The 26,395-nt window shown below is 59.4% G+C and carries 28 protein-coding genes and 1 pseudogene; 14 read left to right on the forward strand and 15 right to left on the reverse strand.

Annotated features, from left to right (window positions below):
- Positions 1-316: 316 nt before the first annotated feature.
- The 5 genes and pseudogenes from AC07VG_RS31450 to AC07VG_RS31470 form a co-directional block, all read left to right on the forward strand.
- A pseudogene (locus AC07VG_RS31450) lies at positions 317-760 on the forward strand (GNAT family N-acetyltransferase); the annotation flags it as partial.
- A 160-nt stretch (positions 761-920) separates the two neighbouring features.
- Positions 921-1,214, forward strand: coding sequence for a hypothetical protein (locus AC07VG_RS31455; RefSeq protein ID WP_495022435.1), 294 nt, complete (start codon positions 921-923; stop codon positions 1,212-1,214).
- 209 nt (positions 1,215-1,423) lie between these two features.
- Positions 1,424-2,113 carry an SOS response-associated peptidase family protein gene (locus tag AC07VG_RS31460; RefSeq protein ID WP_495022436.1) on the forward strand — a complete coding sequence of 230 codons (690 nt, stop codon included), beginning with the start codon at positions 1,424-1,426 and terminating at the stop codon, positions 2,111-2,113.
- A 322-nt stretch (positions 2,114-2,435) separates the two neighbouring features.
- Entirely contained in the window at positions 2,436-3,113 is a 678-nt protein-coding gene (locus tag AC07VG_RS31465) for an HNH endonuclease (protein WP_495022437.1), read from the forward strand.
- Between the two features lie 159 nt (positions 3,114-3,272).
- Positions 3,273-4,007, forward strand: a complete 735-nt coding sequence (locus AC07VG_RS31470) for a hypothetical protein (RefSeq protein ID WP_495022438.1) — start codon at positions 3,273-3,275, stop codon at positions 4,005-4,007.
- 19 nt (positions 4,008-4,026) lie between these two features.
- Here the strand turns inward: AC07VG_RS31470 and AC07VG_RS31475 are convergent, their stop codons facing one another.
- The 4 genes from AC07VG_RS31475 to AC07VG_RS31490 all read right to left on the reverse strand — a co-directional run bounded on the left by AC07VG_RS31475 (position 4,027) and on the right by AC07VG_RS31490 (position 6,185).
- On the reverse strand, positions 4,027-4,293 hold the full coding sequence (locus AC07VG_RS31475; RefSeq protein WP_495022439.1) for a hypothetical protein: 267 nt from the start codon (positions 4,291-4,293) through the stop codon (positions 4,027-4,029).
- A gap of 312 nt (positions 4,294-4,605) precedes the next feature.
- Complete coding sequence (locus tag AC07VG_RS31480; RefSeq protein WP_495022440.1) at positions 4,606-4,815, reverse strand: tyrosine-type recombinase/integrase; 210 nt, start codon at positions 4,813-4,815, stop codon at positions 4,606-4,608.
- 38 nt (positions 4,816-4,853) lie between these two features.
- Positions 4,854-5,243 (reverse strand): hypothetical protein, encoded by a 390-nt coding sequence (locus AC07VG_RS31485; RefSeq protein WP_495022441.1) that lies wholly within the window; start codon positions 5,241-5,243, stop codon positions 4,854-4,856.
- Between the two features lie 150 nt (positions 5,244-5,393).
- A complete protein-coding gene (locus tag AC07VG_RS31490; protein WP_495022442.1) occupies positions 5,394-6,185 on the reverse strand; it encodes a DNA/RNA non-specific endonuclease in 792 nt (263 codons plus the stop codon).
- 283 nt (positions 6,186-6,468) lie between these two features.
- Here AC07VG_RS31490 and AC07VG_RS31495 point away from each other — a divergent pair, with 283 nt between their 5' ends.
- Positions 6,469-7,026, forward strand: coding sequence for a DUF4347 domain-containing protein (locus AC07VG_RS31495; protein ID WP_495001782.1), 558 nt, complete (start codon positions 6,469-6,471; stop codon positions 7,024-7,026).
- A 130-nt stretch (positions 7,027-7,156) separates the two neighbouring features.
- On the opposite strand, the gene AC07VG_RS31500 is transcribed toward AC07VG_RS31495, so the two are convergent.
- The 5 genes from AC07VG_RS31500 to AC07VG_RS31520 form a co-directional block, all read right to left on the reverse strand.
- Positions 7,157-7,564: a single-stranded DNA-binding protein gene (locus tag AC07VG_RS31500; RefSeq protein WP_495022443.1), complete on the reverse strand. Its 408-nt coding sequence runs from the start codon at positions 7,562-7,564 to the stop codon at positions 7,157-7,159.
- Between the two features lie 2 nt (positions 7,565-7,566).
- Positions 7,567-8,139, reverse strand: a complete 573-nt coding sequence (locus AC07VG_RS31505) for a DUF3158 family protein (protein ID WP_495001780.1) — start codon at positions 8,137-8,139, stop codon at positions 7,567-7,569.
- On the reverse strand, positions 8,136-8,975 hold the full coding sequence (locus tag AC07VG_RS31510) for a PFL_4669 family integrating conjugative element protein (RefSeq protein ID WP_495001779.1): 840 nt from the start codon (positions 8,973-8,975) through the stop codon (positions 8,136-8,138). Before AC07VG_RS31510 ends, AC07VG_RS31505 begins: the two co-directional genes overlap by 4 nt.
- A gap of 486 nt (positions 8,976-9,461) precedes the next feature.
- The gene (locus AC07VG_RS31515; RefSeq protein WP_495022444.1) at positions 9,462-11,156 is read right to left on the reverse strand and encodes a ParB family protein; all 1,695 of its coding nucleotides are present in this window, start codon (positions 11,154-11,156) and stop codon (positions 9,462-9,464) included.
- Positions 11,137-11,391: a hypothetical protein gene (locus AC07VG_RS31520; protein ID WP_495022445.1), complete on the reverse strand. Its 255-nt coding sequence runs from the start codon at positions 11,389-11,391 to the stop codon at positions 11,137-11,139. Before AC07VG_RS31520 ends, AC07VG_RS31515 begins: the two co-directional genes overlap by 20 nt.
- A 538-nt stretch (positions 11,392-11,929) precedes the next feature.
- Here AC07VG_RS31520 and AC07VG_RS31525 point away from each other — a divergent pair.
- The 3 genes from AC07VG_RS31525 to AC07VG_RS31535 all read left to right on the forward strand — a co-directional run bounded on the left by AC07VG_RS31525 (position 11,930) and on the right by AC07VG_RS31535 (position 14,139).
- Complete coding sequence (locus tag AC07VG_RS31525; RefSeq protein ID WP_495001776.1) at positions 11,930-12,400, forward strand: FAD/FMN-containing dehydrogenase; 471 nt, start codon at positions 11,930-11,932, stop codon at positions 12,398-12,400.
- A 22-nt stretch (positions 12,401-12,422) separates the two neighbouring features.
- Positions 12,423-12,605: an ATP-binding protein gene (locus tag AC07VG_RS31530; RefSeq protein WP_495022446.1), complete on the forward strand. Its 183-nt coding sequence runs from the start codon at positions 12,423-12,425 to the stop codon at positions 12,603-12,605.
- A gap of 88 nt (positions 12,606-12,693) precedes the next feature.
- Entirely contained in the window at positions 12,694-14,139 is a 1,446-nt protein-coding gene (locus AC07VG_RS31535; RefSeq protein ID WP_495001774.1) for a DHA2 family efflux MFS transporter permease subunit, read from the forward strand.
- On the opposite strand, the gene AC07VG_RS31540 is transcribed toward AC07VG_RS31535, so the two are convergent.
- Together AC07VG_RS31540 and AC07VG_RS31545 are read right to left on the reverse strand one after the other, a co-directional pair.
- A complete protein-coding gene (locus AC07VG_RS31540) occupies positions 14,136-16,217 on the reverse strand; it encodes a putative bifunctional diguanylate cyclase/phosphodiesterase (protein WP_495001773.1) in 2,082 nt (693 codons plus the stop codon). The genes AC07VG_RS31535 and AC07VG_RS31540 overlap by 4 nt on opposite strands.
- A gap of 276 nt (positions 16,218-16,493) precedes the next feature.
- Positions 16,494-17,378, reverse strand: a complete 885-nt coding sequence (locus tag AC07VG_RS31545; protein WP_495001772.1) for a LysR family transcriptional regulator — start codon at positions 17,376-17,378, stop codon at positions 16,494-16,496.
- A gap of 103 nt (positions 17,379-17,481) precedes the next feature.
- On the opposite strand from AC07VG_RS31545, the gene AC07VG_RS31550 reads away from it, so the two are divergent.
- Together AC07VG_RS31550 and AC07VG_RS31555 are read left to right on the forward strand one after the other, a co-directional pair.
- Positions 17,482-17,652, forward strand: a complete 171-nt coding sequence (locus tag AC07VG_RS31550) for a hypothetical protein (protein WP_495001771.1) — start codon at positions 17,482-17,484, stop codon at positions 17,650-17,652.
- Positions 17,649-19,187, forward strand: a complete 1,539-nt coding sequence (locus AC07VG_RS31555) for an MFS transporter (RefSeq protein WP_495001770.1) — start codon at positions 17,649-17,651, stop codon at positions 19,185-19,187. The genes AC07VG_RS31550 and AC07VG_RS31555 overlap by 4 nt, the downstream gene beginning before the upstream one ends.
- A 70-nt stretch (positions 19,188-19,257) precedes the next feature.
- Here the strand turns inward: AC07VG_RS31555 and AC07VG_RS31560 are convergent, their stop codons facing one another.
- The gene (locus AC07VG_RS31560) at positions 19,258-19,683 is read right to left on the reverse strand and encodes a MerR family transcriptional regulator (protein ID WP_495001769.1); all 426 of its coding nucleotides are present in this window, start codon (positions 19,681-19,683) and stop codon (positions 19,258-19,260) included.
- A gap of 78 nt (positions 19,684-19,761) precedes the next feature.
- On the opposite strand from AC07VG_RS31560, the gene AC07VG_RS31565 reads away from it, so the two are divergent.
- On the forward strand, positions 19,762-20,994 hold the full coding sequence (locus AC07VG_RS31565; protein ID WP_495001768.1) for an NADH:flavin oxidoreductase/NADH oxidase family protein: 1,233 nt from the start codon (positions 19,762-19,764) through the stop codon (positions 20,992-20,994).
- A gap of 144 nt (positions 20,995-21,138) precedes the next feature.
- On the opposite strand, the gene AC07VG_RS31570 is transcribed toward AC07VG_RS31565, so the two are convergent.
- On the reverse strand, positions 21,139-22,785 hold the full coding sequence (locus AC07VG_RS31570) for a phospholipase D-like domain-containing protein (RefSeq protein WP_495022447.1): 1,647 nt from the start codon (positions 22,783-22,785) through the stop codon (positions 21,139-21,141).
- A 176-nt stretch (positions 22,786-22,961) separates the two neighbouring features.
- A complete protein-coding gene (locus AC07VG_RS31575) occupies positions 22,962-23,837 on the reverse strand; it encodes a patatin-like phospholipase family protein (RefSeq protein ID WP_495001766.1) in 876 nt (291 codons plus the stop codon).
- 140 nt (positions 23,838-23,977) lie between these two features.
- Here AC07VG_RS31575 and AC07VG_RS31580 point away from each other — a divergent pair, with 140 nt between their 5' ends.
- Together AC07VG_RS31580 and AC07VG_RS31585 are read left to right on the forward strand one after the other, a co-directional pair.
- Positions 23,978-24,583 (forward strand): glutathione S-transferase, encoded by a 606-nt coding sequence (locus AC07VG_RS31580; RefSeq protein WP_495001765.1) that lies wholly within the window; start codon positions 23,978-23,980, stop codon positions 24,581-24,583.
- Positions 24,584-24,883: 300 nt separating this feature from the next.
- Positions 24,884-25,585, forward strand: coding sequence for an autoinducer binding domain-containing protein (locus AC07VG_RS31585; RefSeq protein WP_495022448.1), 702 nt, complete (start codon positions 24,884-24,886; stop codon positions 25,583-25,585).
- 16 nt (positions 25,586-25,601) lie between these two features.
- On the opposite strand, the gene AC07VG_RS31590 is transcribed toward AC07VG_RS31585, so the two are convergent.
- Entirely contained in the window at positions 25,602-26,228 is a 627-nt protein-coding gene (locus AC07VG_RS31590) for a hypothetical protein (RefSeq protein WP_495001763.1), read from the reverse strand.
- Positions 26,229-26,395: the final 167 nt, after the last annotated feature.

Here is a 26,395-nt window from a genome sequence, read left to right on the forward strand (position 1 = left end):
GCCGAGAGAATTTAGGCGTTTGGCAGCGGCATCAATTTAACGGGGAATTGGTGTCCGGTCTGGTAGGGGCAAGTCCAACGAGCAGCTCTCTGCCAAAAAGCGGCTGACTTCATCGTATCTGTTTCTGGAGGCTCCATCGGAGCGACTGTGAATGTCGAGCCCACATGAGCGCAGACGCTAGGTTCGATTCCTGACACTTGAGAGGTCCTTCTGATGCTCCCTTTCCTGCTACCCGACAGATTGCAAACCGAACGCCTGACGTTACGGCCATTGCGAGGGGAAGACGCGTCTATCCTCTACTCCCAATGCGGAAGTCGCCAGGTATCTGCCATGGGGCCGGCATAGCGCCCCCTCCCAGACTGTTACCATGATCCATTACGCTGCGGAACTCGCAGAGCAACGTACGGCCTATCTGCTCGCTATCACACTAGCTGACAGCCCTGAAGTACCCATCGGCCTTCTCAACCTTGGCGACAGTGAAGAAGGAGTATCCGTCGGCTTCGGATTGGTCCGCCATCAGTGGGGTAAAGGGTATGGCCGTGAACTGGTCGCCTACCTCAAGAGCTGGCTCCTGGAGCAGACTGGCGTCACGCAGGTATGGGCCTACTGCGACGACGAAAACGAAGCGTCCGCTCGGGTCTTGATCCAGGCCGGGCTACAACTCAAAGATAAGATCCAAGGCTACGCAGTACACCCCAATCTGTCTTCAGAGCCGCGTGATTGCACGCTGTTTGCTGCCCATCGTGATACAGGAGTATAGGGATGGCACTTGCCCTTACTACTTGATGGCCCCTTCGGGTTGATTGCAGCCGGTGGTGACAGGCTGCAATCAACCCGACGCAGACAACAACACCGCCCTGTCATAAATATCGCGGCGCCTAGCCCCACCGGCAAACTCAGTAACCGAGTTCGAAAACACCATGAATGAACGTCAAAAAACAATTAAAAGCAAAATCGACGCCGTGGTGGCCGCCAGCGAATCTGGCGAGATTACCTACAAATCAGAGTGGCTCGGTTACCTTCCCTTCGGGGTGTATCACTGGGTTGAGCACCAGGGCAAAGACGTTTCCAGCGACTTTCCCGCGGGATGGATTCTGGAGGACCTGGATAGCCTTGAGCAGACAGGGTTCCTAGAAAAGCTTGAAGCTTACGAGAATCCGGAAGACGAGTTTGAGCGGCATATCATGTATCGAGTTTGTGTTGAACGCATATAACAGTTGGCTGACTACAATTTGACCGCGTACGCTTTCAGCCAAAAGCGACCATCCCCCGAGCAGCCCGGGGGCCTTCTGCAAGAGGGCCTAGAATGGTAAAGCTCATGACGCACGACTTCCGAAATACCTGTACAAATATACAGTTAACTTTGTAGGAGCCTTGCGGTCAATTCCATTACGGGGGATTGCGACAAGCGGAGGTGGTCAGCATGTGCGGGCGATTTGCGCAGTACCAGGGCATGGCGGATTACCTGCGCGAGCTTGAGGCCGAGCAGGACGTCATCAGTGGCTACGACAATGAACCCATCGCCCGCTACAACATTGCTCCCACCACCCGCGTTTTGATCCTGCACAGCGTTGAAGAAGGTCTGCGGATCGCCCCCGTGCACTGGGGCTGGGCGCCCTTCTGGGCCAAGGGCAAACGACCTGACCCCATCAACGCCCGTGTCGAGACGGTCACCACCGGCAAGTTCTTCAAACAGCTCTGGCCGAAAGGACGAGCACTGGTGGTCGCCGACGGTTGGTACGAGTGGGTGAAAGATCCCAATGACCCGAAGAAGAAGCAACCGTACTTTATTCGGTTGAAGAGCCAGGCGCCGATGTTCTTTGCAGCCCTGGCCCAGGTTCACCCTGGGCTTGAACCTCACGAGGGCGATGGCTTTGTCATCATCACCGCCGCCAGCGATCAAGGCATGGTCGACATTCACGACCGGCGCCCCTTGGTACTGGCGCCGGAACACGCCAGGGAGTGGATCGACCCCGAACTCCCGCCAGCACGCGCAGAAGATATAGCGAAAAACCTGTGCCTGCCCGTCGATGCGTTCGAGTGGTATCCCGTGGGCACAGCTGTAGGGAACGTCAAAAATCAGGGAGCGGAGCTGATACTTCCGTTGAGTTGAACTGAGATCGCCTGAGAAATCCCCAGCACTTCGCCCCATAGGGGACACCTCAATCCGAGCCTTCCGCTAGCAAAAAATAACGTGGTCTCGCATAACCGTCGGTTTGGCGTGAATGAATTGCCTCGACAGGTGCCAATCATCCCCTGCAATCACTTGGGAACTCGCCAGAACCTCTTTAACGACAACGATCCGGTTACGCCTGGACCATCCACACGATCGTAGATCCCTCCTGACGAGCACCTGGATGGAGTAACCGAAGAAATACCAAAAAGCCATCACCCCCCCTTATCATGGCTCTTTTTCTGTGTCCAAGGTAACGCCCGTGACACCATCATATATCTTTGATTTAAAGCTAGTATGTGGAGGCTATGGCTATTTCTCGACCTTCACCTACGGTAGCAAGCCCGGCGACCAAGGCGTAGAAGTCAGGATTCCTTCCGAGGTAATTCGAGAGCGTTGTGAAAGCGCACTAGACGCGCTAGGCCACAGCTATCTCATCATCACTGACGAAAGAACGTTTTATGACTGGACCTGTACCCAAGGATGGGGTATCGCCGACTCCCAGTTCGCGCGAAGCCATATGGCCCACTGGCTGAAGCGTCGCGAATGCTTGACCTCACCCTATGGCTCGTTCACCGATATGGAAATCGCCGCGCCTTCGATTCGTAAGCGCACGTTCCGTGGCAAGTTCAAACAGCGCATTCTAGACCGCGACAACAACCAGTGCGTGCTCTGCACCAGCACAAACAACCTGACGCTCCAACACGTGCGCCCTTATTCCCAAGGCGGAGAAACCAGCTTCCGGAACCTAGTAACCCTCTGCGAGCCATGCAATCAGCGCATGGGCGCCGATCACTGCAGGGAGCTGTACCGTCTAGCCGGTTTACGTTCCACCTACGAGCCGTCGCTGCTAAAGAGTCCGCGTCACGACACCTTGGCGTTAAGCAGGGCCGTACAATTCTCCTCAAACCTCATGCACACGCGCTGTGAACTCTACTAAAAGTCCCACCAACCTCGAGGGCCAATTGAAACCGGCCGTCTTTTCCGAGTATCAAGGCGTCAGCAGCAACACTACGTTTTGCACAACGTTGCTCCTCGGATGTATAGCGGCACCCTCCCATAACTCAGGCTCAGCCATTCCATAGACGGGATCAGAACGATGACGCTCTACACCCTGTTGAAGATCTTTGAATCAAAACGCTATGCCGAGCAATTCCTGAACGGCTCCCTCTACCTGAACACCTTGCGCTACTTCGCTGAGGAATACGAAGACCACGGCGAGCTACGCGGTGATGCCTACGAGGGGCTGATCGGGCACTACCAACCAAGCGAAATCGGCAAACTCACCATTGGCGGTATCGAGATTCCAATCAGCGAGCTCGCAGGCCCAATGCTGGTCCATAGCCACGCATTGCTGGATAACAATGTCCTTTGCATGTATGCGGTGCACAGTGGCAGCTATCAAACCATCGACGAGACGAACCTGGCTGACTTCCGGGAGTCGCTGAAGATCCCGGCAGAATGCCATGCATTAGGTGCTCACTGCGTAGTCCTGCTTAACCCAACGGAATTTATGGCGCGTTGCACCAAGGCACTGGCGTCTCAAAAATTGCCTTACACCTATGGTTTGGTCAGCTACTTTGATGACCGGGCGCCAGATGCCAAATTTCCTGACGCCGAATTTGGCTTCCACAAAAGGAAGCGATTCGCCGCTCAGCAGGAGTTTCGGATCCGCGTGGCCCCCACTGACCGCCCGGTCGAGCCGCTGAAACTTGAGATTGGCGATCTGAGCGACATTGCGCTGCTGCTGACGCCAGAAGAGTTCAACGCGGGCATTCATTTCCAATCCTCAACGTCACTTCAACACCCGTCGCGTCAACCGGACCAAGAGTAAATCGCCATAGACCGTGGTTTTACCAGCGTGCATTGACGCGCTCATCCGCCTGGGGATTGTCGATCACGGAGCGCCCGTTCCAATAGGAGCCCATGCCCCACTCCCGGCTAAACCGCCTGGCTGCAGCGACTTTATCGTCCGAGCAAGCCATCTGCGACCAGGTCATGTGCAGCGGATAGCAGTCGGCGGGCAGTCGGTACACGGAATCGAACTTGCGCTGAAAAATCCGGTAGTCATAAGGAGGCGGCGCTGCGGCAGCAGCACTCCCATTACACAGCACCAGCATGATCAGCCCTGCGCGTCGAACGCTTGCTCGCGGCAATCAGGCACGCTCCCAGGCTTGCTCGATCCGTCGCCATTCCGCCCGGACCTCTCGGATCACCCCAAGCACAGGAGCGAAATAAAGCCGGGGCGCTTCCCTAGCACCGCGCCAAAATAGTTGTGCGAACGTGCTGTTCATCGCAGCTCCCTCAGTGACAGTCGATCACTTATCTGTAGCATCCCCGACGCACCTGTTCAACCGTTTCACGCAGTGGGGAGTGCGCGCAACAGCCCTCCATCGCCCCCGCCGAAGCTTTCTTTCACGGGTTGTCAGAACTCACCCGCGCCACTCACCGAACGGAAGGTCCGTTTCAACGTAGCGCATTGCCAAACTGATGTCGCGCCAGCCAACGTAATCCATCAGCGCCTTCAAGCTCCAGTCACTGCGGCTGGCACAGGTGGCGAAACCGCGGCGCAACGAATGGCCACTGAGGGGCACCACGTTGACGCCGCTGCGCGCCAAGACCCTACGCAAGATCCGCGGCACGCACCGACCTCCTAGCCTCACAAAAAAATGACACACCCTCACCACAACAACGCTTCAGCCTCATCGTATTTTTCGGCGACCTTCAGATAGGTATTCGCCCATCCGCTGCTCATACTGACCTCTTGCAGCGGACCTGTGGGGGCAAACAGAACAGCAACGCTTATCCTTTCGGGCAGAACCCCGGCTTTCAGTAAACGGATCAAGCCTTCCAGCTCCGCTGTTGCGTCTTCCGTATCGGCCCAATATGACCAGCAGAACTCATTCTCTGGAATCGACACCAGCTCAACGGAGGCTTCCAGTACCTCGATGAGAAACTCAACTGGAGACGTATCTCCCGTCTCCCCCTGAATCAGGCGTTTTAAATGGTGAAAGTCCATAGGGTATCGGGCTTTTATCAGACTGATGAAAAACAGGGTGAGGGCCAGCACGCAGAAATGACATAGCCTGGCGAAAGTACATCGTCACGATGATGGGGAGTAGCCCTCCGGTGAAACTTGGATGAAACTGATGAGGAGCCTACGCTGCCTGCCAGGGGACGTGAAGCCTTCTACCACCGCCCCCTAACGCAATTCCCTCTGCTAGCTGAGATCACACCCGATCGGCTTGGGCCACGTGGCCGCCGGCTTTTGCGCCTTCACACTGGCGGACACCGGAATGTTCACTTTCTCTGCACCGACCTCAGCTTCGAGTTCATTGATGCTGCGGATGTATGTGTCCAGATTGCCCAGGCTAGCCTGATTGGGAATGTACCAACTGATGGCCTGCGTCTCCCCGGCCACATTCGTGGTGATGACAGTTTTCCAGAAATAGTCAGGCGTGCGGATACCGTGGGAGGCCACGAAATAGTCATTCGACGGATCGCTGTAAACCACACCGCCATAGACGTGAACCGTCGCCAAATCCCGATAACACTCGGCAACCTCCTCCGCCTGCTTCCAGATACCGCGGTTGAAGGTGCCCACCTGCGGCACGATGTTCGTCATGTAGTTGGCACGACGAATATACATCTCATCGTAATCCATGTGGTTGGAGGTCACGAGATGTCCCCGGTCCCAACCACTGACACTGGAGTAAGTCGCCGCACTGGACTGCTGGCCACAGCCACTGGGCAGATCCGGATCCAGACGAAACGACGAGGGGCGCGGCACCGATCCGGTATCAGCAGTCAGCACATACTGATAACGCAATGCAGTGTGATTGGTACAGTCATACGTCAGCACGAAGCCGCCCTTGTCGAGCGTGATGATGTTCGACGTGACAGCGGCTGCAACGGGAGCCGGCGACCGAAGCGTTTCTTGCGTAGGGCTCTGGCAGCCCGACATGACCAAGAATGAGAAACACAGCGTACCCAGGAGTCGATTCGTTCGCATGACATGTCCCTATGACGTGAACTGAGGATGAAGCGCTGATAGTAGGCCACAGCCAGACCGCACCTCTATTCGCATCTATTGCGCACTGTTTCGAGTCCCGCCCTGTCTCCCCGATTATCGCCCCGACAAAAACTGCCCTCCTCCTGCAATGCTCATCGGCCAGCAGGAGTTCACTGTGATTCCAGTGGAATCACAACGACGAGCAACTGACGACCCAGGGAAAGTGGCTTGACGCACGATAGCCCCCATGCCCAGGATGAAGAATCCTGAGGAGGGATCCTTCATGCCAAACGTGGTTTACTTTGCGAGCGACGACAACTTGAACTGCGTCCAGGTGATGCGAAAGCGCTTCTCTGCAAGCACCTTCACCGCCGTGGCGGCCAACGCCAACCCTGCGACCCTCCTCGCCGCCCTTATCGAGGCCCAGCCAGTCAACTTGCTGATGATTGGCACGCACGGCGCACACGCGGCCTTTCTCACCATCTCTGGCCACGAGGAGTCCAATGCGCCGGGTTGTGACATCTCTTACGAGACCGGCCATGCGCGGCACACTCACCCCGCCACCTTCGGTGCGACGATCAAGCCCTACCTCGCGGACGGTGCCGTGATCTCACTTATTTCTTGCTCCGTGGCCGGGGGCGAGCACGGGAAGACCTTCGTGATGGCCATGTCAGCGACGACAGACGCCACGGTCCGCGCGGCCGACAACGAGGTCCAAGTCAACACGGTGGGGGATGAAACGGTCAACGTCACCGTCAACGGAGGTGGTGTATGGGAGAGTACGAAGGGGAGCTACCCGGTGGAAGTCACAAAACGCGGGAGTCGCTACCAATATTGGTGAGGTCAACCTTGCCGCAAGACCGACGCGATGTGCTCTCCGTGAACTGGCGAGCACCGATCAAACAGGAGACTGATTGAAGCGGCAGCGGCTCTTACAAGGAGCCACTGCCCTCCAGCCAAAGTCTGCGCCTTCATTCCGGCTCATCAGCCTCAGAAACAGGCAAAGGACGCTCCTGCACCGCCATGGCAATGCTCTCAACACGATGCGGCAAAATCCCCACGCGACTGGCCTGGACCTTCATTGCTCGGCATTCGATGCCTTTATCATCCTCCCACTTGTCCATGAGCATTCGCCCTGTGACCAGAACCCGCATTCCTTTGCAATAGAGCTCGGAATAGCGTTCAGCGTCCTTGTGCCAGACCTCAACACCGGCCCAGTAGCCACCTCGATCCTCGTACTCGCCATCGCTTTTCGGAATCGGATTGTCGAAGTACACATTCAGCCGAAGCAGCCGGTAAGGCTCATTGTTGCCGTTGGGGATTTCCTTGAACTCAGGCTTCGTGCCGATGTTGCCCTCACCCCAAAAATTGCTGGCCATGGTCAGTTCCCCTCCGTGTGATGACTGACGTCTTGATCCATTCGCTGACGGTAAACCTCATCGGCAGTCTCCACCTTGCAAGCGCACAGGAACGCCTGGCGACTGATGCTGTGGGTCAGACTGATCTGCATATTGATCACGATCCGCTGAAGCTCTAGCGCATAAAGCTCGGGCACCAAATTGATGGAGGTGCGCTCATCGCGAATCAACTCCGCCCACAGGTCCACACCCATCTTGCTGCGGTCCACTCGACTCCAACGCAGGAACACCGTACCCGCTCCGGTGGGCTGTCTCGTCAATCGAATAGGCAACAACGTGAACGGATAACGCTCCGCTTGGGCCAGCACACCCTGGATGGCCAACTCGATCAGGCTGTCCGTCAGTTGACTGCACGCATCCCCGAATTCGACCAGCTCCCCCTTACCCTTAAAAGGCTTTAAAAGCCCTTTAAGGAAGGCTGTGTGTTCCAACGCCTGGAAGGCAGTGTGTTGCAGTGGCTGGAAGGCCGTGTGTTTTGCACCATCCCTCGGCGCTGCCGAGTGATCACCACCAAAAGCATCTCCTGAAATACTCATCGCATCACCCTCCCAGGCGCTCGCAGCCCATCACTTTTATCAACCAAGCCAGGCACCGAAAACACCGGGCTCTCCCCCGCATCGTCCCCAACCTCAGCCTCGTCCTCGATCTCAGCCTCGTCCTCAATCTCTTCTTCAACGACCACTGCCGGCCTCTCATCGCTCACCCGACGCCGAATAATCTGAGGTGCAAATTCAGAGCGCCGCGTGCCCGCCAGCACATCCGCCGGCAACTCCCCAAACCGCTCCCGGGCTTCACGCGCCGCGGCATTGTTGGCAATGAAATCCTCGCGGGTAGCCCCGGAAAACTTGAACTCCTGAGCCAAGCCAAACAGGCTGCGCAATACATGCCCGCCCGTATTGATCCAGCGTTCCATGTCCCGACGGCCCATCAAAGCCGTGTGGTGAGCCTGCAGCAACCGGCGAACGATGTTGTCGTAGTCGATCAGCAGGTACACGGCCAAGAAACCCAACTGGGTGTTGATGTAGAGCGGCACCGTGACAGGGAGAACATTGAGGTTGTCGCCTACGCGAATGGCAGTGGGCAGACAGCCCATCAGCTCATCCAGTTGATCCTTAATCAGGGTCAAGGCGTCTTTCGAGTCCTTGAGCTTCTCGTGGATTCGGATCATCCAGAAGTCGGCATAGGGGTCATCCCGCTCGGCTCCACGTTTGATCTTGTTCATCAAGCCGACGAAACCGTTGAGGCTGATGATGCCGCTCTTCTCTTCACCAGCGGGTCTGCCTTGCCAAATGCGGGCAGCGTAGTGAGTGTGAAGCGTCAGCTCCATGGCACTGCGCAAAGGACCGAGAGTGAGTGGAAATGGATTGGACATGGAAGACTCCTGATAGCTTGAGGTCAGGGCATCAGTGTCATCAGGAACAGGCGAGACGTCAGTCGACAAACAGGTTTACGGACCATTCGTTTTAGCGGGCGAAGAGCGAGAAAAAATGCTGAAAAAAACAGGAATGACGCAAGCGAGCCACCTACTGAGCCGGCTGAAAATACAGTAGCGCCCTGCCAGTATGATTCCAGTGGAATCACCTGGAGAACGCCCCCTCAGCCACTCTGCCCCCACTTGCCAGGATGAACGAGGTGGACTTACCCCTACCAGACCGGACACCAACTCCCCGTTAAATTGACGCTCAAGACCATCGCCAGGTTTAGCGTTGGCTCACGCACAGTCATCAGCATGGCCACCTCCAGAACGGAGCGTATGTCCCGTAGGTTATGCAGCTCGCCATTTTTGATGTTGTCCAATACTTGAAAGATGACTGCCAGATTCAAAGGGAGCACCTGTACCTTCACCATTCCATGGTTATCAAATGACCTGACTCACAGGCCGATCTTCCTGTCGTTCAATAAGGCGCCGAGCCAAGCGTATGACCCGGAACAGCTTGATCAAGGCGGCATCGCTGAGACGCTCAGCTCTCGATGCCGGTTGATCGCCAAGCGGCAAACCGCCCAGTAGTAATTGCCCGAGCTTGACCGCAAATCGGTCACTGGGCATTTCTAAGGGCAACGCCAGATTAACGTTGCCCCTGAGTGGTCCTGGCCCTGACGCCAGTCCACAACCGTCGCTCAACCCCTCCAAGAGATTGAGGAGAATGCACGCCTGAGGCGTGAGCCCCTCTGGTGCGACAGTAAACGAATCATTGCCCCAGTCCACCGGACGGACACACCGAAAACCGATGCCCTGGTCGCTCGCGCAGAAAGACTCAGGCGCCAGTGCCACCTCATCGGCGATGTCCTGCACCAAACTAAAAATCTCCCGGCGCAAACCCTCAGGATCATCGACAACGCCTTGGAGCTCATCACAGTCCATCACCCCATCGGATTCATCCACCTGCACCGCAACGAACGGTTCGGGGATAGGCTCGACATCGGCTATCGCATCACCTTCGTCGCTGACCTGCAGAAGCCCGATCACATCAGTGGATGGCAGCTGTTGCGGTATGGTCGAGCCTATATGGCTCTGAAGAGCTGTAGGCTGCTCCTCTGCCGCGAGCGTGAACGGAAGCCCACCAGGGAGCTCCGGCTCGCCCAAAGGCTCAGGCGGAACCACTTCGCCAACCCTCACGGGATTGTCCGACGCCAGCCCCCCTGACGGCCCAGGAACCTGGTCAGTGACCAACCCTAGCCCGGCCATCAACGGAGGCGGTAACGTAGGAGACGCCAGGGGGAGCCCCAACGAATGCTGTTGCGGTACCTGCCGTTCAGGTTCGAGGAAGTCCAGTTTTAGCGTGTTGTAATCCTGTCCCAGCAACTGCCCCATCTTGTGCAGCAACTCATCCTGGAAACGCTCGTAGTTGAAGTTCCCCTGGTCAAACAGGGCGAGGGTTTCCTTGAACAGTGGCCCATGATCCATTGGTTGAAACGCTGCCCTCGCGTGCTTCAACCAGGCTCTTTCACTCGAACGGCGCAGCGCGGCCAGCTTTTCGATCTGGGGCTTACCCAAGCCTGCATACAACGTATTGGGAATGGCCGGCAGCAAATAGCGCACCGTGTCCTGCATCTTGCTGATGTGGGACTGCGAAACCGGGTAACCATCGGCCATGAGACGTTTGGCCAACTCACGCTGGGAAAGCGACGCCTCCAGCTCCTGTTCATAGAACGCCTTCAGTCGCTCCACACCCAGCGCCCGCTCGATAAAGGTCAGCCCACCGTGCAGATCGCTCTCCGTCAAGTGCCCTGCCAGGGCAACGATTTCCCCCCGGGCCGGCCAGGGGCGAAAGAAGCAGTGAATACGAAAGAACTGCTCGTCTCGGGTTTCCTGCCAGAGGTCATTGAGAATCGCCAACCGCGTATTACCGCCGTTGCGGATGATGAAGTGTGCCTCTTCTGGCCGACGGGTGATGGGCGGTGGTGCATCCAAACCACGGCTGAGGATCGAGGCCCGTATCTCGTCATACAGTGGGTTGCGACTCACCCTAGGGTCGTATTCATAGGCCCGCAGCTCGTCCAACGTCACAATCATCGGGGTGTCGACAACGGGATCAGGTAATCGCGCTGTCATCGCCCTCTCCTTGTCGCCCCTCAACGTCCTCGAAAGCCTCTGCCAAGTCTTCAAGATCGGATTGAGACTCATAACTGTACCCCTCGAGCTGAATACGCAGTACCTCAACCCCTCCCCAGCCCTCCAGGCGACAAGCCAGCTCGTACAAAAAATCACGGCGGTCCAACAACTCTCTGCTGAGCTGGAACAGCACCGTGCAGGTGTCATCGAGACGCTCATCAAGACCCAAATCCATTTGTGCATTCTCCCTGTTGTAGCGATCGCCCACAGCGCCGACCGCCCTTCTACTTCGCCTTGTCGATGCGATGACTCAGCCATCCCACCGAACTTTCCTCCTGCAAGATCCGAATCCGCACCCACCGCGAATGAGTGCCATCGCGCGCCTCATCGGATCCATTTCGTAATGGCGCTTTAGATTTTTAGTTCATTTCCTCAGGGTTCTCTGTCAGTAAAGGCACCTCATCAAAAGGGAAAAACAAGCACACACGGTGGGACGCTCACTTATATATCCGTTCCTTTGAGGGGAATGTCGCTGCGGTCACTGACGCGAAAAAGCAACACAACACCCGCCTGCACCTCAGGCGCTGACGTTTGATGCAGTGCAATCCCGGGCCTCACGGGCACAAGACTCGGACGTGCACAACCCACCTTGCTATCCTGATGCCCGAGGTTGCTACAGGCGACTTCATGGATGATGTGGTTGCGTGAAACGTGATGAGTCCCGCCACTGCACAATGCCGATCAATACAATCTGAACTACGAGGTCATGAGCAGTGAGAGTTGCAATTGCGTTGTTGTTGAGCCTGCTACCGGTTCTGGTTCAGGCGACAGAGATCGGCGAACGCCTGGCCCCCTGGACCTTGCTTGATCAATATGACCGGCCCTACAGCCTGGATGAGAGCACCCAGATTCTGCTGGTCGCCCGCACGATGGACGGCGCAAAGCTGGTCAAGGCCGCCTTACAGGACAAGCCCAAAGGTTTCCTGGAGGCGCGGCATAGCGTATTCGTGGCCGATATCCAGCGCATGCCTGCTTTGGTCAGCAAACTCTTCGCCATCCCCGCCATGCGTGACTACAACTACCGCGTTTTGCTCGACCGCGAAAACCGCGTGGCGCCCCGTTACCCAGGCGCTGAGGAGAAGGTACTGTGGTTGCAGTTGGACAATGGCCGGCTGGTTGCACAACACGAATTCGCCAGCGCCGCCGACTTGCGCACAGCACTGGATACCGTGGCAAATCCATAATGGCTTGCACGCATTGAAGGCCATGCTGTTAGAACTGAAGACCCACAACACCGCAGACGACAGCGACATGGGCAGCATCGGGCTGGAGGTGTTTATCGTTCGTGAAATCGCCAGGGCCCATGGTAGTGATGTTACGGTCAGCTCGGATGCGCTGGGCGGCACGGCCTGCGATATCCACTCTCCGATCATCAGCCCATCGCCCTGACCCCTTCACAACCTCCCTACACTCTCTCTATTGAGCCGCGCTTGATCGGCGGCCTAAACTCGCCGGCCCTCCCACGAGAGATCCCCCCATGACAGCACCTGCCTCCCCCGCAGCCGGGTCGGACCACCGCTGGCTCGCCTTGATCGTCCTGTGCCTCGGGGTGCTGATGATCGTGCTCGACACCACCATCGTTAACGTCGCGTTGCCTTCGATCCAGACCGACCTGCACTTCACGCAAACCTCCCTGGCCTGGGTGGTGAACGCCTATATGCTGACCTTCGGCGGCTTCCTGCTGTTGGGTGGTCGGCTAGGCGACCTCTACGGCCATCGACGCCTGTTCCTGCTCGGCATCGCGTTCTTCACCCTCGCCTCGCTGGCCTGTGGCCTGGCCCACAACCAGGAAACACTGATCTGGGCCCGAGCCTTTCAAGGCCTGGCCGCCGCCGTGGTGACCGCCGTGGCCCTGTCGCTGATCATGGACCTGTTCAGCGAACCGGCCGACCGGGCCAAGGCCATGGGCGTCTACGGTTTCGTCTGCGCCGGTGGCGGCAGCCTGGGCGCCCTGCTCGGCGGCGTGCTCACCAGCACCTTGAGCTGGCACTGGATCTTCCTGGTCAACCTGCCGATCGGCGTGGTGGTCATCGCGCTGTCCCTGCGCCTGCTCTCGAAAACCCTCAACCAGCATCCGTCCCGCAACCTCGATGTGGCCGGTGCCCTCAGTGTGACCGCCTCACTGATGCTGGCGGTCTACGCCATCGTCAATGGCAACGAGATGGGCTGGACCTCGCTACGCACGCTCACCCAATTGTTGATCGCCGTCGGCCTGCTGCTGCTCTTTCTGGTCATCGAGACCCGGGTGAAAGCGCCGCTGATGCCCCTGCGCCTGTTCCGCCTGCGCAACCTGGCCATCGCCAATATCATCGGCATGCTCTGGGCCGCCGCGATGTTTGCCTGGTTCTTTCTGTCGGCGCTGTACATGCAGTTGGTGCTGGGCTACACGCCCTGGGAGGTGGGGCTCGCGTTCCTGCCCGCGAACCTGATCATGGCGGTCTTTTCCCTGGGGATCTCGGCCAGGCTGGTGATGCGTTTCGGCATTCGCCTGCCACTGGCGGTCGGGCTGGCCCTGGCGACCCTCGGCTTGCTGCTGTTCGCCCAGGCGCCGGTCGATGGCCATTTCCTCCATCACGTCCTTCCGGGCATGCTGTTGCTGGGACTGGGCGCAGGTATCGCGTTCAATCCGCTGCTGCTGGCGGCGATGAACGATGTCGCACCGTCCGAATCAGGACTGGCCTCCGGCGTGGTCAACACCGCCTTCATGATGGGCGGCGCGCTGGGGCTGGCGGCACTGGCCAGCCTGGCCGCGGCGCGCACCGAACTGCACCTCGCAGCGGGCGTGCCGGCGCTGTCAGCTCTCAACGACGGGTATCAGAGCGCCTTTCTGGTGGGCGCGGTGTTTGCCGCACTGGGTGCAGGCCTTGCCGCGACAATGATGCGCAGCAAGACCGGTGAACACCTCGACGGTGTCGAGGCCTAGCTCGCGGCCTGCCGTTCAAGCCGATCGATATCGGCCATGAATCTCTCCGCCGGCAAGGGGTGCCCCAGCAAGTAGCCTTGCAGGGAGTCGCACCCCAGGCGGGTGAGAAAGCTCTGCTGCATATCGGTTTCCACCCCTTCGGCGACGATCCGCAACCCCAGCGCCTGCCCCAGGGCGACAATCGCCGAGACGATCGCCGCGTCGTCGCTGTCATGCTCCAGGTCGCGGACAAAGCCGCGGTCGATCTTCAGCTCGTTGGCTGGAAGGCGCTTGAGGTACATCAGGCTCGAATAGCCGGTACCGAAGTCATCGATGGACAGGTCCACGCCCATGTCCGAGAGTTTCTGCAGCACCGCCATGCTCGCATCGGCGTCACTCATGGCGGTGGTTTCGGTGATTTCCAGGGTCAGGCTGTTGGCCGGCAACTGATGCCGCTCCAGAGCACTGGCAACGCTGTCGACCAGGCCCACATGGCAAAACTGCAGGGCTGAGAGATTCACCGCGATCCGCCAATGCTGGTAACCCTGCTCATACCACAGGCGCATTTGTCGGCACGCCTCGTTCAGTACCCATTCACCGATGGGGATGATCAGACCGGTCTTTTCCGCCAGGGTGATGAACTTGTCCGGCAGCAGCAGCCCCTCCTCCGGGTGCTCCCAGCGCAACAGCGCTTCGGCGCCGACCGGGGTGCCCTTGAGAGCATCGAACTTGGGTTGGTAATACAGGCGGAATTGCTCCTGTTCCAGGGCCTGGCGCAGGTCCTGCAGCAGTTGAAGCTGTTTGAGTGCGTTGTTGTTCATCGATACGTCGAAGAAGCTGTGGCCGTTCTTGCCGGCGCCCTTGGCGTGATACATCGCCGCATCGGCGTTCATCAGCAATTCCTCGGCGGTCTGGCCGTTACCCGGGTAGAGCACGATACCGAGGCTCGCGGAGATCAACAGGTCGTGGTTGGCCACCCGGAAAGGCCGGGAGATCAGGCTGACCTGACGCGACGCCACTTGCAGCGCATCGTCCGGCTCGGCCAGTTGCACCAGCAGCACAAACTCATCACCGCCAATACGCGCCAGGGTGTCCTGGCTGCGCAGGTCATCACGCAGACGCAGGGCGACTTCACGCAGCAATTGATCGCCCATGTGGTGACCGAACGCATCGTTGACCGGCTTGAAACCGTCCAGATCGATGAACATCAGCGCAAAGCAGCCGCCATCGGCCGTGGCCTTGTGCATCGCCTGGTCGATACGGTCCGCCAGCAGCACCCGGTTCGGCAAGCCGGTCAGGGTATCGTGCAACGCCAACTGGACGAGTTCCTGATTCGCCTGGCTCAGCGAGTTGGCCAGCACGGCGGTCCGGGCTTCGAGCCGCGCATCGAGCAGCGAGGTCAACAGCGCGATGGACAGCACCGCCAGGCTGGTCACCAGCACCAGATTGTCCAGGCCCGTGCCGGACAACCCGCTGCCCACCGCCCCGCAGAAACTACCCTCGCTGAAGTTGGCGGCCGCCATGCCGGTGTAGTGCATGCCGACAATCGCCAGGCCCATGATCACCGCGGCGCCGCTGCGGGCCAGGCGCACATAGGGGGTGTTGCGCCGCAGGCGAAAGGCGATCCACAAGGCCGCGGCGGAAGCGACCACGGCAATCACCAGCGAGGCGCCGAACAGGGTCGGGTCGTAATCGATGCCGGGCTGCATCCTCAGCGCCGCCATGCCGCAGTAATGCATGGCGCTGATGCCGGCCCCCATGACCAGAGCACCCAAAGCCAATTGGGCCATCGGTAGGCGGGGCTGGCTGACCAGCCACAGGGCAAAGCCGCTGGAAAGAATCGCGATCAACAGCGACAGGAATGTGAGTGGCCCGTCGTAGGCCAAGGCAATGGGCAGTTTGAACGCTAGCATGCCGATAAAGTGCATGGACCAGATGCCCACGCCCATGGCCAGGGCACCGCCGGCCATCCACAGGGACACCGCCCGACCGCGTGCCGTGGCAATGCGCCCGGTCAGGTCCAACGCGGTATAAGAGGCCAGGATCGCCACACAGAGGGAAATAAAGACCAGCACGGGAGAATAGCTACCAATGAGCATGACGAGTCTCTGAAACATCGAGTCGGGAAAGCCCCGGACTCGGTGAAAAAACGGCGGATTGTACCTGCTTCCCTGCGAGTGCGCGGTGGAGTATTGGCTACTGGCCATTATTCAGGAGGACCCGCTCGCCGTACAGGTCAATACCCCTGGAAGACCGACCAACGGCATGCTTTATGGGTGATGGCAGGTCCGACCGCAACGATATTATTTACCGTGCCGGTCGCTTCACCGATGATAGTCGATCATGGGGGGAGTCGCTCCGGCCTTCAGGCTCGATCAAGCCCCCTCTCCGGGAAATTCACGTTTGACCCGGTCGATATAACGCGCCACCGCCGGAGCTTTTTCGAAGCGTCGATATATCAGCGACAACCAGGAACTCGCCGCGCAACCATGGATCGGCCGATACAGCACATTCGGCAGGTTCACATGGCCGATCACCGACTCGGGCACCACCGCCACGCCCTGGCCCAGGGACACCGCCGCGATCACCGCCACCAGCCCTCCGGGCTGTGGCCCCAGCTTCGGCGCATAACCGCCCTGGGCGGCGACCTGCAGGGTACCGCTGATCTGCTCCGGGAGAATAAAGGTTTCGTTCTGCAAATGTTCGGCGCCGATCTGTTTCAAGCGGCACAACCAGGCATCGTCCGCCACGGCCAGCACAAACCCCTCGGCATTCAGGCGCACCGCGTCCACGCCCTCGGGCAAGGACATCGGCGAGCGCACGTAACCGATATCGAAACGGCCCTCGGCGATCAGTCCCGGCAACACCGCCATCGGGCTTTCCCGCACCGCCAGACTGACCTCGGCGAACTCCCGGCTGAAGGCCTTGACCTGACGCTGCAACACCCCGGAGTACACCGCCGACGCCACATAACCGAGTTCGATATGCCCCACCTCACCACGCCCGGCCCGCTGCGCATTGCGCTGGGCGAACTCGAACTGACGCACCGTCGCCTCGGCTTCCGGCAGCAGCGCCGCACCGGCTTCCGTGAGAGTGACTTCGCGCTGCCCGCGCAAAAACAGCCGGGTGCCGAGGGCCGCCTCCATGTCCTGGATCTGTCGACTCAGGGTCGGCGGCGCGATATCCAGCTGCTCGGCGGCACGGGTGAAATTGCGATGCCGGGCCACCGCCAGGAAATAACGGAAATGACGAATCTCCATACAAGCATTAGCTCAAAGGTAATGAAGTGCTGAAGCCCACCTAACAAAGCCACGCGCGACCCACGATAAGCTGCTTCTACCGCCACAGTAGAGAGCTTGCAGCATGCCCGTCAAATCCATTAACCCTTTGCCATATGCTTGCCTGAGCCTGCCGCTGGTGGCAACAGCCGATTCATCCCCCTGCATTGCCCACAAGGCAATCTTGGATCTGGAGCTGGCCCGCACGCGGTTCAAGGACGCCATCGCCGCCCTGCCGTCGCAGGCCCAGCCATGAGCCGGGCCAGCCCGCGCGTGACGCTGCTGACCGCCTCCGGCGTCTGCTCGCTGATTGTCCTCGACACCAACATCGTCGCCGTCACCCTGCCGAGCATTGCCCGTGACCTGGGGGCCAACTTCGCCGATATCGAATGGGTCGTCAGTGCCTACATGCTGGCCTTCGCCGCCCTGCTGCTACCGGCAGGGAACATCGCCGACCGCTTCGGCCGGCGCAAAACCCTGCTCTGGGGCCTGACCCTGTTCATCCTCGCCTCGCTGGGTTGCGGCGCGGCCCCCGACAGCCTGTTCCTCGATATCGCCCGCGCCATCAAGGGCATCGGCGCCGCGCTGCTGCTGACCTCCGCCCTCGCCTCCATCGGCCATGTCTTTCACGATGAGGCCGAGCGGGCCAAGGCCTGGGCATTCTGGGGCGCCTGCATGGGCGTGGCGATGACCGCCGCGCCAACGCTTGGCGGGTTGATTACCCAGTACCTGGGCTGGCGATGGACCTTCTACCTCAACCTGCCGGTGGGCCTGTTGTTGATGGCGATGGTCCGTCACGCCGTGCCGGAGTCCCGGGACAGCCAGGCGGCGCGCCTCGATCCCTGGGGCAGCCTGGCCTTCAGCGGCGCGCTGCTGTGCCTGATCTGGGGTTTGATCGAAGCCAATCGCATCGGCTGGAACAACCCGCTGACCTACGCCCGACTGTTGGGTGGCGCCGCGCTGCTGGGACTGTTCGTGTTCGTCGAGCGGATACAGCAACGGCCGATGGTCGACCTGCAACTGTTCCGTCACCCGCGCTTTATCGGTGCCCTGCTGGGGATGTTCGCCTATGCCGGCTGCGCCCAGGTGATGATGACCCTGCTGCCGTTCTACCTGCAAAACGGCCTGGGTTTTTCCGCCGTGACTTCAGGCCTGGGCATGCTGCCGTTCGCCCTGGCCATGCTGATCTGCCCGCGCATCGGTATTCACCTGGCCTCACGCTTTGCCCCGGCGACAATGATGGCAAGCGGCCTGACCCTGGTCGGTTGCGGCAACCTGCTCAGTGCATGGGCGGTCGGCAGTGGCGCCTATCTGCCGTTCGCCCTGGCAATTACCGTGACCGGTGCCGGCGCCGGGCTGCTCAACGGCGACACCCAGAAGAACATCATGGCCTGCGTGCCGCGGGAACGAGCCGGCATGGCTTCGGGCATGAGCACCACCATGCGCTTCAGCGCGATCATGCTGACCATTGGTGTGTTGGGGGCCTTGCTGGCCAGCCATACCGAGCAATTGCTCCAGGCCAGCCTCGCCGCGCACGCCGCCCCCTGGCTCGATCAGGCCCAGGCGATTGCCTCGCGGGTGGTCGCCGGCGACATGCCGGCAGCCATGGCAACACTGCCGGAGTCAGCGCGCCAGATGGTCCAGCCTTTGGCTCGTGCAGCCTTTGTCGGCGGCTTTGGCACGGTGCTCTGGGTCGCGGGGTTGCTGGCATTGTCGGGGGCGTTGGTGGTGGGCAATTTGATGCGCCATCCCCTGCCGGTCAGCCGATCCTATTCATTGGCCAGGGAATAAATCCGCGCGGGGCTCGCCCTGCGCTACCAGGCCTTCAGCGACTCTTGCAGCAATGAGAATTGAAACTCGCCTACAAGGGCGGGCGCGATGGAGGCGACTGTATCGACGCCAATACCCGCTCGGTGTTTTCCGTACAACTGGTCCCTTCGGGCCGGTTGCGGATACTGTTGACGATCCCCAGCAACTGCAACTTGCTATGAGCCAGACGCGCCTGCATGGCTTCGATCTGATCGATCTTGCGCTCCAGGCTGTCGACCATGACCTCATGCCCCACCCCCCCGGTCTCGGCCACCGGCACCAACGCCCGCAGTTCCTCGAGGCTGAAACCTGCCTGTTGCGCGCACTGGATGATCGACAACGTCTGCAACACCTCGGCCGGGTACTCACGGTAACCATTGGCCTGACGCTGTACCTTGCGAATCAATCCCTGGGCTTCGTAGAACCGGATCTTCGAAGCCGCCAGGCCGCTGCGCAGGGCCAGTTCACCGATTTTCATAAGAGGCCTCGAACGGACGCTTGACATTAAAGTTAGGTTTAAGCTTAGCCTGAACTCCCCACTACCCCGGAGTCAAGCATGTCACCCTTTCAAGCACTGCTCTTGCCCAATGGCGTACAGATCCCGAATCGCATCGCCAAGGCCGCCATGGAAGAGAACATGGCTGACCTGGATAACGCGCCCTCCGCTCAGTTGATGGAACTCTACCGTGCCTGGACCGACGGCGAGCCGGGGTTGCTGCTGACCGGCAATGTGATGATCGACCGCCGCGCCATGACCGGCCCGGGCGGCGTGGTGCTGGAAGATGAACGGCACCTGGAGAAATTTCGCCAGTGGGCCGCCATTGGCCGGGCCAAGGGCGCGCAGTTCTGGATGCAGATCAACCACCCAGGGCGCCAGACCATGGCCAACCTTGGCCAGATCGCCTGGGCACCGTCCGCCGTGGCGCTGGACCTGGGCGGGTTCTCGAAGATGTTCGCCGAACCGCGGCCCATGAGCGAAGCGGATATCGAAGAGGTGATCGGGCGCTTCGCCAACAGTGCCCGCCTCGCCGAGCAAGCAGGCTTCAGCGGTGTGCAGATCCACGCCGCTCACGGTTACCTGATCAGCCAGTTCCTCTCGCCGCTGAGCAACCAGCGCAACGACCGTTGGGGCGGCTCGCTGGAAAATCGCGCACGCTTGTTGCTGTCGGTGGTCGCGGCGGTCCGGGCAGTTGTCTCAGCGGATTTTTGCGTGGCGGTCAAACTCAACTCGGCGGACTTCCAGCGTGGCGGCTTCGACGCTGACGATGCGCGCCAAGTGATCGAATGGCTCAACGATTTGCCAGTGGACCTGGTCGAACTCTCGGGTGGCAGCTACGAGGCTCCGGCCATGCAGGGCGAAGCACGGGACGGTCGCACCTTGGCGCGGGAAGCCTATTTCATGGAGATGGCCGGCGCGCTGGCGAAGGTCGCGACCATGCCGGTGATGGTCACTGGAGGCATTCGACGCTTGCCCATCGTCGAGCAGGTGCTGGACAGCGGCATCGCCATGGCCGGTATCGGCACCGCGCTGGCCGTGGAGCCGCACCTGCCCCGGCACTGGCGCGAAGGCCGGAACAGCCATCCGCAATTGCCACCGATCCACTGGAAGAAAAAGCCGCTAGCGGCCTTGGCGAGCATGGCGGTGGTCAAGTTCCAGCTGCGGCGTTTGAGCAAGGGCCAACGCCCTCACCCCGAAGTCTCGGCGGTGTGGGCGCTGGTGCTGGATCGGCTGTTTATCGGCCGGCGGACGAAGCAGTATCGCGCGGCGATGAAGCATCTCGCCACCTGACCGCACGCCCTAGTAGGAGCCGGCTTGCTGGCGATAAGGCCCGTGAGCCTTGCATCGCCCGATCAGACGCTATCGCCGGCAAGCCACCGCCTACAGGTAACGCAGCGTTATGCAGGCCCTGCACCCGGCTTCCCGGACGGGATTTCAGCGCCCGGCAAAGCGCAAGCGCGACAGCATTTTCAGATCGCCATCCTGGTAATACCCGTCGCTCCAGCTGTTGTCCGGTGACAGCGGCTGGACCTGCTTGAGCTCCAGCTTCTTCGCGTAATAGCGAAACCGGTAGTGCTCGTAGAAACGCAGAATCTCCAGGCCATAACGGTCGGCCAGATCGACATCGCCACGGATCACCAGGTAGTTCTCGTCGTTGCCGTCACTGGCCCCAACGCTGAGGTTGTGGCTGCCACTGATAATGGTCGGCGCATCCGTGGTGAAGTCGGTGACGATCGCCTTGGTATGCACCAGCAGGTTGCCCTTCTGGCCCAGCAGCCCTTCCTTGATCCAACCCTCCAGACCGGTATTGAGCAAGGCCGTGGCAACAAAATCGTCGGTACGGTCGGCGTGGATGCCCGAGATGCTGCTGGCGGTATTCTGCAGGCCGAAGCGCAACACATCGTCATGCGGCTTGCCGAGCAGGGCGTCGAGGATTTCCTGGGGCAAGGCGAAGGCCGTGGCGAACAGCACGTCCTTTTGCGCCGCGCTGATGATCTGCACGAACTCTTTCAGATCGCCCTGCCCGGTACGCGGGGAAAACCCGGCGAACAGCGGCTGGCTCGGGTCCATGGGATTATTCTGGGTGATCCACTTGCGGGTCGCCGCCACATCCGCCGGGGCCGCCCAGATTTCCTCGAAGACCTGGGTGTACTCGCTGGCCAGGCGGCTGTCATCGAGCACATGCACCACGTTGGCCTGGCGATACACGCCGTTGGCGGTGAAGTTGGTACTGCCACAGAGCACCGCTTCAGGCCGGTACTCGCCGCCGGCATCGCGCTGGCTGAGAACAATGAACTTGTCGTGGAAGATATTGCTGGTGACCCGCCCGCGTTTGCTCTCGGCCGGAATCGGCGCCAGGCTCTGCTCGTTCAGGGTGGTGTCCTCATCACCGACCTTGGCGTGGTACAGCACGCGAATCCGCACACCGCGCTGCTGCGCCGCGTTCACCGCATCGACAATCGCCTTTAACTGATACTCATAGATGGCGATATCCAGGCCCCACTGCACATCCGTCGCCCGGGCGATAAAACCGAGCAGTTCTTCCAGCAGACCGTTTTCCAACCACAGGCGCGCCGCATCGGGCCAGGCTTCGATGGGCAGGTTTTTCTGGGTACTGATCAGTTTGTCCAGGTCGGGAAACTTGCGCTCGAAACCCTGACTGGCCGCCACCGCACGGTTGAAGATCACCCGCTGGCCCTTGGGCAGACCATTGTCGGTGGTCACCGTCACCGCCAGCGATTCACCCAGTTGCGGTGCGTCGGGCGTGCCATAGGCCAGGTGCACCCGATAGTTGCAGGTGCTTCCGGGCTCGACGTTGTAGTCGGCCCAACGGAATTTCTGCAAAGGCGCCAGATTGCTCGGGGTCGCGTGGTACTGGGGGAAGGTGTGCGCCTTGCCAGGGAACGTCAGGCTGTTGAACAGGAACTCCCACGGCTGGGTGCCCTCCTGGCGTTCGATGGCAAAACCGAGCAGGCCGGCCCGCCGCGATTCGGCAAGGTCGATGGCCAGTAACACGCCACTGGTCCCGGCGTAGGCCTTGACCCGAAAATCGTCCTGGGTATTGCTCTGAAGTACGCGCATGCATCACATCCTTGGGAAGTTCGCTGAGGGGTTCGAGCGTAGCGAATTTTTATCACGCTGGGCACTTCACAGGCTGATTTGCGCCATGAAATTTTCCATCAAGCGTTTCAACCCTCGACCTTGATCAACGACAAGCGGCGAATTACCGTCTGGCTCAACCCGCTACTTGAGTGGCCTCAGTGCCCATGCGCCGAGGGATGAGTGTGAGCCTGCAATGAATCGGGTACACCGGTACGAACCAGCCCGCCCTCTTCGATCCAGGCGCGGGTTTGCTCATAGGCGCGCTGCAACAAGGCATCGGTCTGGCTGAAGTCAAAGACCGAGATCCCCAAGGGACACAAAGGTGCCACCACGTGAATACCCGCCCGGTGCGCGTAGAGTTCGATATCGCGCACCAATTGCCGCATGCTCATCAGGTTCAACGTGTGCAGCGCCAAGGCCACCAGGCCGGCGGGCGGTTGTGGGCAGGCGCAACCGAAGCCCGTCGGCACCACCACGATGCGGCTGGCCCCCAGGTCGACCGCGCTGGCAATCGGTGTATTACTCGCCACACCACCGTCGATCAACAGCTTGTCACCAATCCTCACACAAGGAAAAACCAGCGGGATCGCCGCGCTGGCCAGCAGCGCCTGCTCCACGCTGCCGCTGGACAACAGCTCTTCGGCCCCCGTCAGCAGGTTGGTGGTAACGATATGCAGCGGCAGGACCGTGTCCTCGATCCGTGCCACGGGCAAGGCGCGCTTGACCAGTCGTTCCAGCGCCGTGGCCTGCAATAGAAAGCCGCGCCGATTGAACAGCGCCCCGAGGGTGTCGAGCAACGACAAGGGAAACACATCGCCCTTGCGCAAGTTGCGCCAGAAGTCCGCCAGCTCCGCCACACCCTGCGCGGTGGGGCGCGCGGCGAAGTAGGCGCCGTTGATGGCACCGACCGAGGCGCCGATCACCAGATCGAAGCTCACCCCGGCCTCCACCAGAGCCTTGAGCATGCCCACCTGGACCGCGCCGAGGCTACCGCCGCCAGCAAGCACAAGGGCAGTTTTGACAGCGTGCATGGCAGGCCTCGCTCGTACCCAATGACGGTCATACAGGAGCATAGCTGGCGGCTTGAAACTCAACTCGATAGCCAACTAGTATTCGCCAGGACTCAATAGAACGACCAAGGTTTCTTCACCGTATCAAAAGGACAAGATCAATGAAGCTTATCGGTATGCTGGACTCTCCCTACGTGCGCCGGGTCGCCATCACCCTCAAGCACCTGGGTATTGCCTTCGAACACCAGTCGGTCTCGGTGTTTCGTGACTTCGAGCGCTTTGCGCAGATCAACCCGGTGGTCAAGGCCCCGACCCTGGTCTGCGACAGCGGTGAAGTGTTGATGGACTCCGGGCTGATTCTCGAGTATCTGGCGCTGATCGCCGGCCCTGGCCCGTCCTATGCCAACCTGGCCGAGCAAGTACGCGGGCTGCGGCTGATCGGACTGGCCCTGGCCGCCTGCGAGAAATCGGTGCAGATCGTCTACGAGAAGAACCTGCGCCCGGCAGAAAAGCAGCACGGTCCCTGGTTGGAACGGGTCACCGGCCAACTGCACGCCGCCTACACGCAAATCGAGCACGAACTGGCGCGCCAGCCGCTGCCGCAGGACGGTACGATTCGTCAGGAAGGCATCAGCCTGGCGGTTGCCTGGAGCTTCAGCAAGATGATGCTCCCCGAGCAATGTCCAGCGACACACTATCCGCACCTGGAACACTTTACCGCCTATGCCGAGCGCCTGGAGATTTTCGCCAGTACCCCGGCAACCTGATCCCCCTCGCGCTCTCCCGCAGCCGTTCATCCTGTCGGCGGTAGCGTCTACCTGACGGTCTACCGCCGCGACCGACTCCAATCATCGGACTCAAATCTGCCCCCTCCTATCGTATGAAACGGCTGTCTCCCAGAAAACCAGCAGTCAACATTTCATGCGCCAAATAGCTGAAAAACGTTTGCTTATAAACGCCAACACTCAGCCTCTTCCGAAAATCAACAACCCGGCTTGTATAGACCTCGTTTTTATCTAAACTTCAGGCCTTCAAATCCGTACCTTTCTCTAACCCAAGGCACAACAATGAAGTACTGGAAAGACCAATTATTACGAGACCTGCCTTATATCAAGGACACTGAAACACTATTCGCGGTGACAGAAACCCTGATTCAGCAACTTGGTTTTGAGCACTACGCTTACACCTTCTACCCATCACCCTCGCCCTTGTACGGCGCTGCCCAATCACACAACAACTATCCCCCCGCCTGGAACACGCTCTATCAACAACGTTATTTCCAGGCGATAGATCCGATTACCCTGCACGGCCAGAATTCATTGCTCCCCCTGCTCTGGTCGGACGAAGCTTTTCTCAAGCAACCCGACTTTAGAGTGCAACAAAAAAACCATGGCCTGATACACGGACTGTCCCAATCCACCCATGACGCCCGCAGTCGAAAAAGCATTCTAAGTGTCGCGCGAGCGACCCCGGCACTTTCACTTGAAGAGTTCCATGAAAAATCGAACCATGCCATCTGGTTGTGCAATTTATTGCACATCATCATGACTGACCTACAATCGCCTATCGACAGCCCCCACAAACTCTCACCCCGAGAAATCGAGGTGCTCAGATGGTCCGCCCTCGGAAAGACAGTGGGGCAAATCGCTCAACTGCTTCAGTTGAGCGAGCGTACGGTGAATTTCCACATTGGCACCGCCATCAGGAAGCTAGGGGCTGCCAACAAGACCGCCGCGGTAGCGAGGGCAGCCCTGTACGGGCTGATTTGAAAGCCTTCACGGACCGTCACTCAAGCGCATCGAGCATCACCCATCCCAACACCCGCCCGCACACTTCAACGATCGGCGGCGAAGCCTCCACCAGGGTATTATTGTTTTTTGATGTATTGGCGTCGCTGTAGCGATGTAGACCCAGACTCCCATTCGGTTCAGGATAAAGGTAGTCTACCCGCTGTACGCCATCCAACATAAACACACACACGGTTTTTTCTTCAATCTTCGTCAGCGAAGGTTCAAAAGCAACAAGCGCTCCTCCTGGAACTCTCCCGCCCATATTATCGCCGACCATACGCACCCAACAGACAGGCGCACTCTTTACTTCGGTTCTCCAGGACACTTTGTCACAAACGACCTGATCGACCGGCTGTTTTTTATCGACCCGCTCCGGGTACTTGAGCCCCCGCCCCTCACGCAGCCAGCGAACATTGACCGACAACAAAGCGGCAATCGCTTCTTGCCGCCGCAACGGCACCCCCCGATTAAACCAATTATTCACATGCTGGGCCTTAACACCACAATAGAGTGCGAAATCCGTTGCCGTCAAATGACACTCTTTGAGAAGCGCTCTCAGACGCGCCCCTGATCCTACCTCCACATCCATTTGACGATGAGGCATTAACAATGAGAGATCCATTCAGTCACATTCCTTGCCAAACATCGTGTGAAAGTTACCACGCCGTTGATTTTATCGACCAAACAGAAACAATTACTAAAACTTATCCGGTTTAAAACGTTTAATCAGAGAAGGGTCATTCCCGGAAAATCAACCCGACCACCCTGACTTCGATTGACCTGGAAAAC

The organism is Pseudomonas sp. GW821-FHT03C07, from assembly GCF_059420925.1.

Bases quoted from the DNA above. Each gene is read 5' to 3' on its own strand.
- AC07VG_RS31455 (WP_495022435.1), top strand. From the start codon at position 921: ATGAATGAACGTCAAAAAACAATTAAAAGCAAAATCGACGCCGTGGTG.
- AC07VG_RS31460 (WP_495022436.1), top strand. From the start codon at position 1,424: ATGTGCGGGCGATTTGCGCAGTACCAGGGCATGGCGGATTACCTGCGC.
- AC07VG_RS31470 (WP_495022438.1), top strand. From the start codon at position 3,273: ATGACGCTCTACACCCTGTTGAAGATCTTTGAATCAAAACGCTATGCC.
- AC07VG_RS31475 (WP_495022439.1), bottom strand. From the start codon at position 4,293: ATGCTGGTGCTGTGTAATGGGAGTGCTGCTGCCGCAGCGCCGCCTCCT.
- AC07VG_RS31490 (WP_495022442.1), bottom strand. From the start codon at position 6,185: ATGCGAACGAATCGACTCCTGGGTACGCTGTGTTTCTCATTCTTGGTC.
- AC07VG_RS31495 (WP_495001782.1), top strand. From the start codon at position 6,469: ATGCCAAACGTGGTTTACTTTGCGAGCGACGACAACTTGAACTGCGTC.
- AC07VG_RS31500 (WP_495022443.1), bottom strand. From the start codon at position 7,564: ATGGCCAGCAATTTTTGGGGTGAGGGCAACATCGGCACGAAGCCTGAG.
- AC07VG_RS31505 (WP_495001780.1), bottom strand. From the start codon at position 8,139: ATGAGTATTTCAGGAGATGCTTTTGGTGGTGATCACTCGGCAGCGCCG.
- AC07VG_RS31510 (WP_495001779.1), bottom strand. From the start codon at position 8,975: ATGTCCAATCCATTTCCACTCACTCTCGGTCCTTTGCGCAGTGCCATG.
- AC07VG_RS31515 (WP_495022444.1), bottom strand. From the start codon at position 11,156: ATGACAGCGCGATTACCTGATCCCGTTGTCGACACCCCGATGATTGTG.
- AC07VG_RS31520 (WP_495022445.1), bottom strand. From the start codon at position 11,391: ATGGATTTGGGTCTTGATGAGCGTCTCGATGACACCTGCACGGTGCTG.
- AC07VG_RS31530 (WP_495022446.1), top strand. From the start codon at position 12,423: ATGCTGTTAGAACTGAAGACCCACAACACCGCAGACGACAGCGACATG.
- AC07VG_RS31535 (WP_495001774.1), top strand. From the start codon at position 12,694: ATGACAGCACCTGCCTCCCCCGCAGCCGGGTCGGACCACCGCTGGCTC.
- AC07VG_RS31540 (WP_495001773.1), bottom strand. From the start codon at position 16,217: ATGCTCATTGGTAGCTATTCTCCCGTGCTGGTCTTTATTTCCCTCTGT.
- AC07VG_RS31545 (WP_495001772.1), bottom strand. From the start codon at position 17,378: ATGGAGATTCGTCATTTCCGTTATTTCCTGGCGGTGGCCCGGCATCGC.
- AC07VG_RS31550 (WP_495001771.1), top strand. From the start codon at position 17,482: ATGCCCGTCAAATCCATTAACCCTTTGCCATATGCTTGCCTGAGCCTG.
- AC07VG_RS31555 (WP_495001770.1), top strand. From the start codon at position 17,649: ATGAGCCGGGCCAGCCCGCGCGTGACGCTGCTGACCGCCTCCGGCGTC.
- AC07VG_RS31560 (WP_495001769.1), bottom strand. From the start codon at position 19,683: ATGAAAATCGGTGAACTGGCCCTGCGCAGCGGCCTGGCGGCTTCGAAG.
- AC07VG_RS31565 (WP_495001768.1), top strand. From the start codon at position 19,762: ATGTCACCCTTTCAAGCACTGCTCTTGCCCAATGGCGTACAGATCCCG.
- AC07VG_RS31570 (WP_495022447.1), bottom strand. From the start codon at position 22,785: ATGCGCGTACTTCAGAGCAATACCCAGGACGATTTTCGGGTCAAGGCC.
- AC07VG_RS31575 (WP_495001766.1), bottom strand. From the start codon at position 23,837: ATGCACGCTGTCAAAACTGCCCTTGTGCTTGCTGGCGGCGGTAGCCTC.
- AC07VG_RS31580 (WP_495001765.1), top strand. From the start codon at position 23,978: ATGAAGCTTATCGGTATGCTGGACTCTCCCTACGTGCGCCGGGTCGCC.
- AC07VG_RS31585 (WP_495022448.1), top strand. From the start codon at position 24,884: ATGAAGTACTGGAAAGACCAATTATTACGAGACCTGCCTTATATCAAG.
- AC07VG_RS31590 (WP_495001763.1), bottom strand. From the start codon at position 26,228: ATGGATCTCTCATTGTTAATGCCTCATCGTCAAATGGATGTGGAGGTA.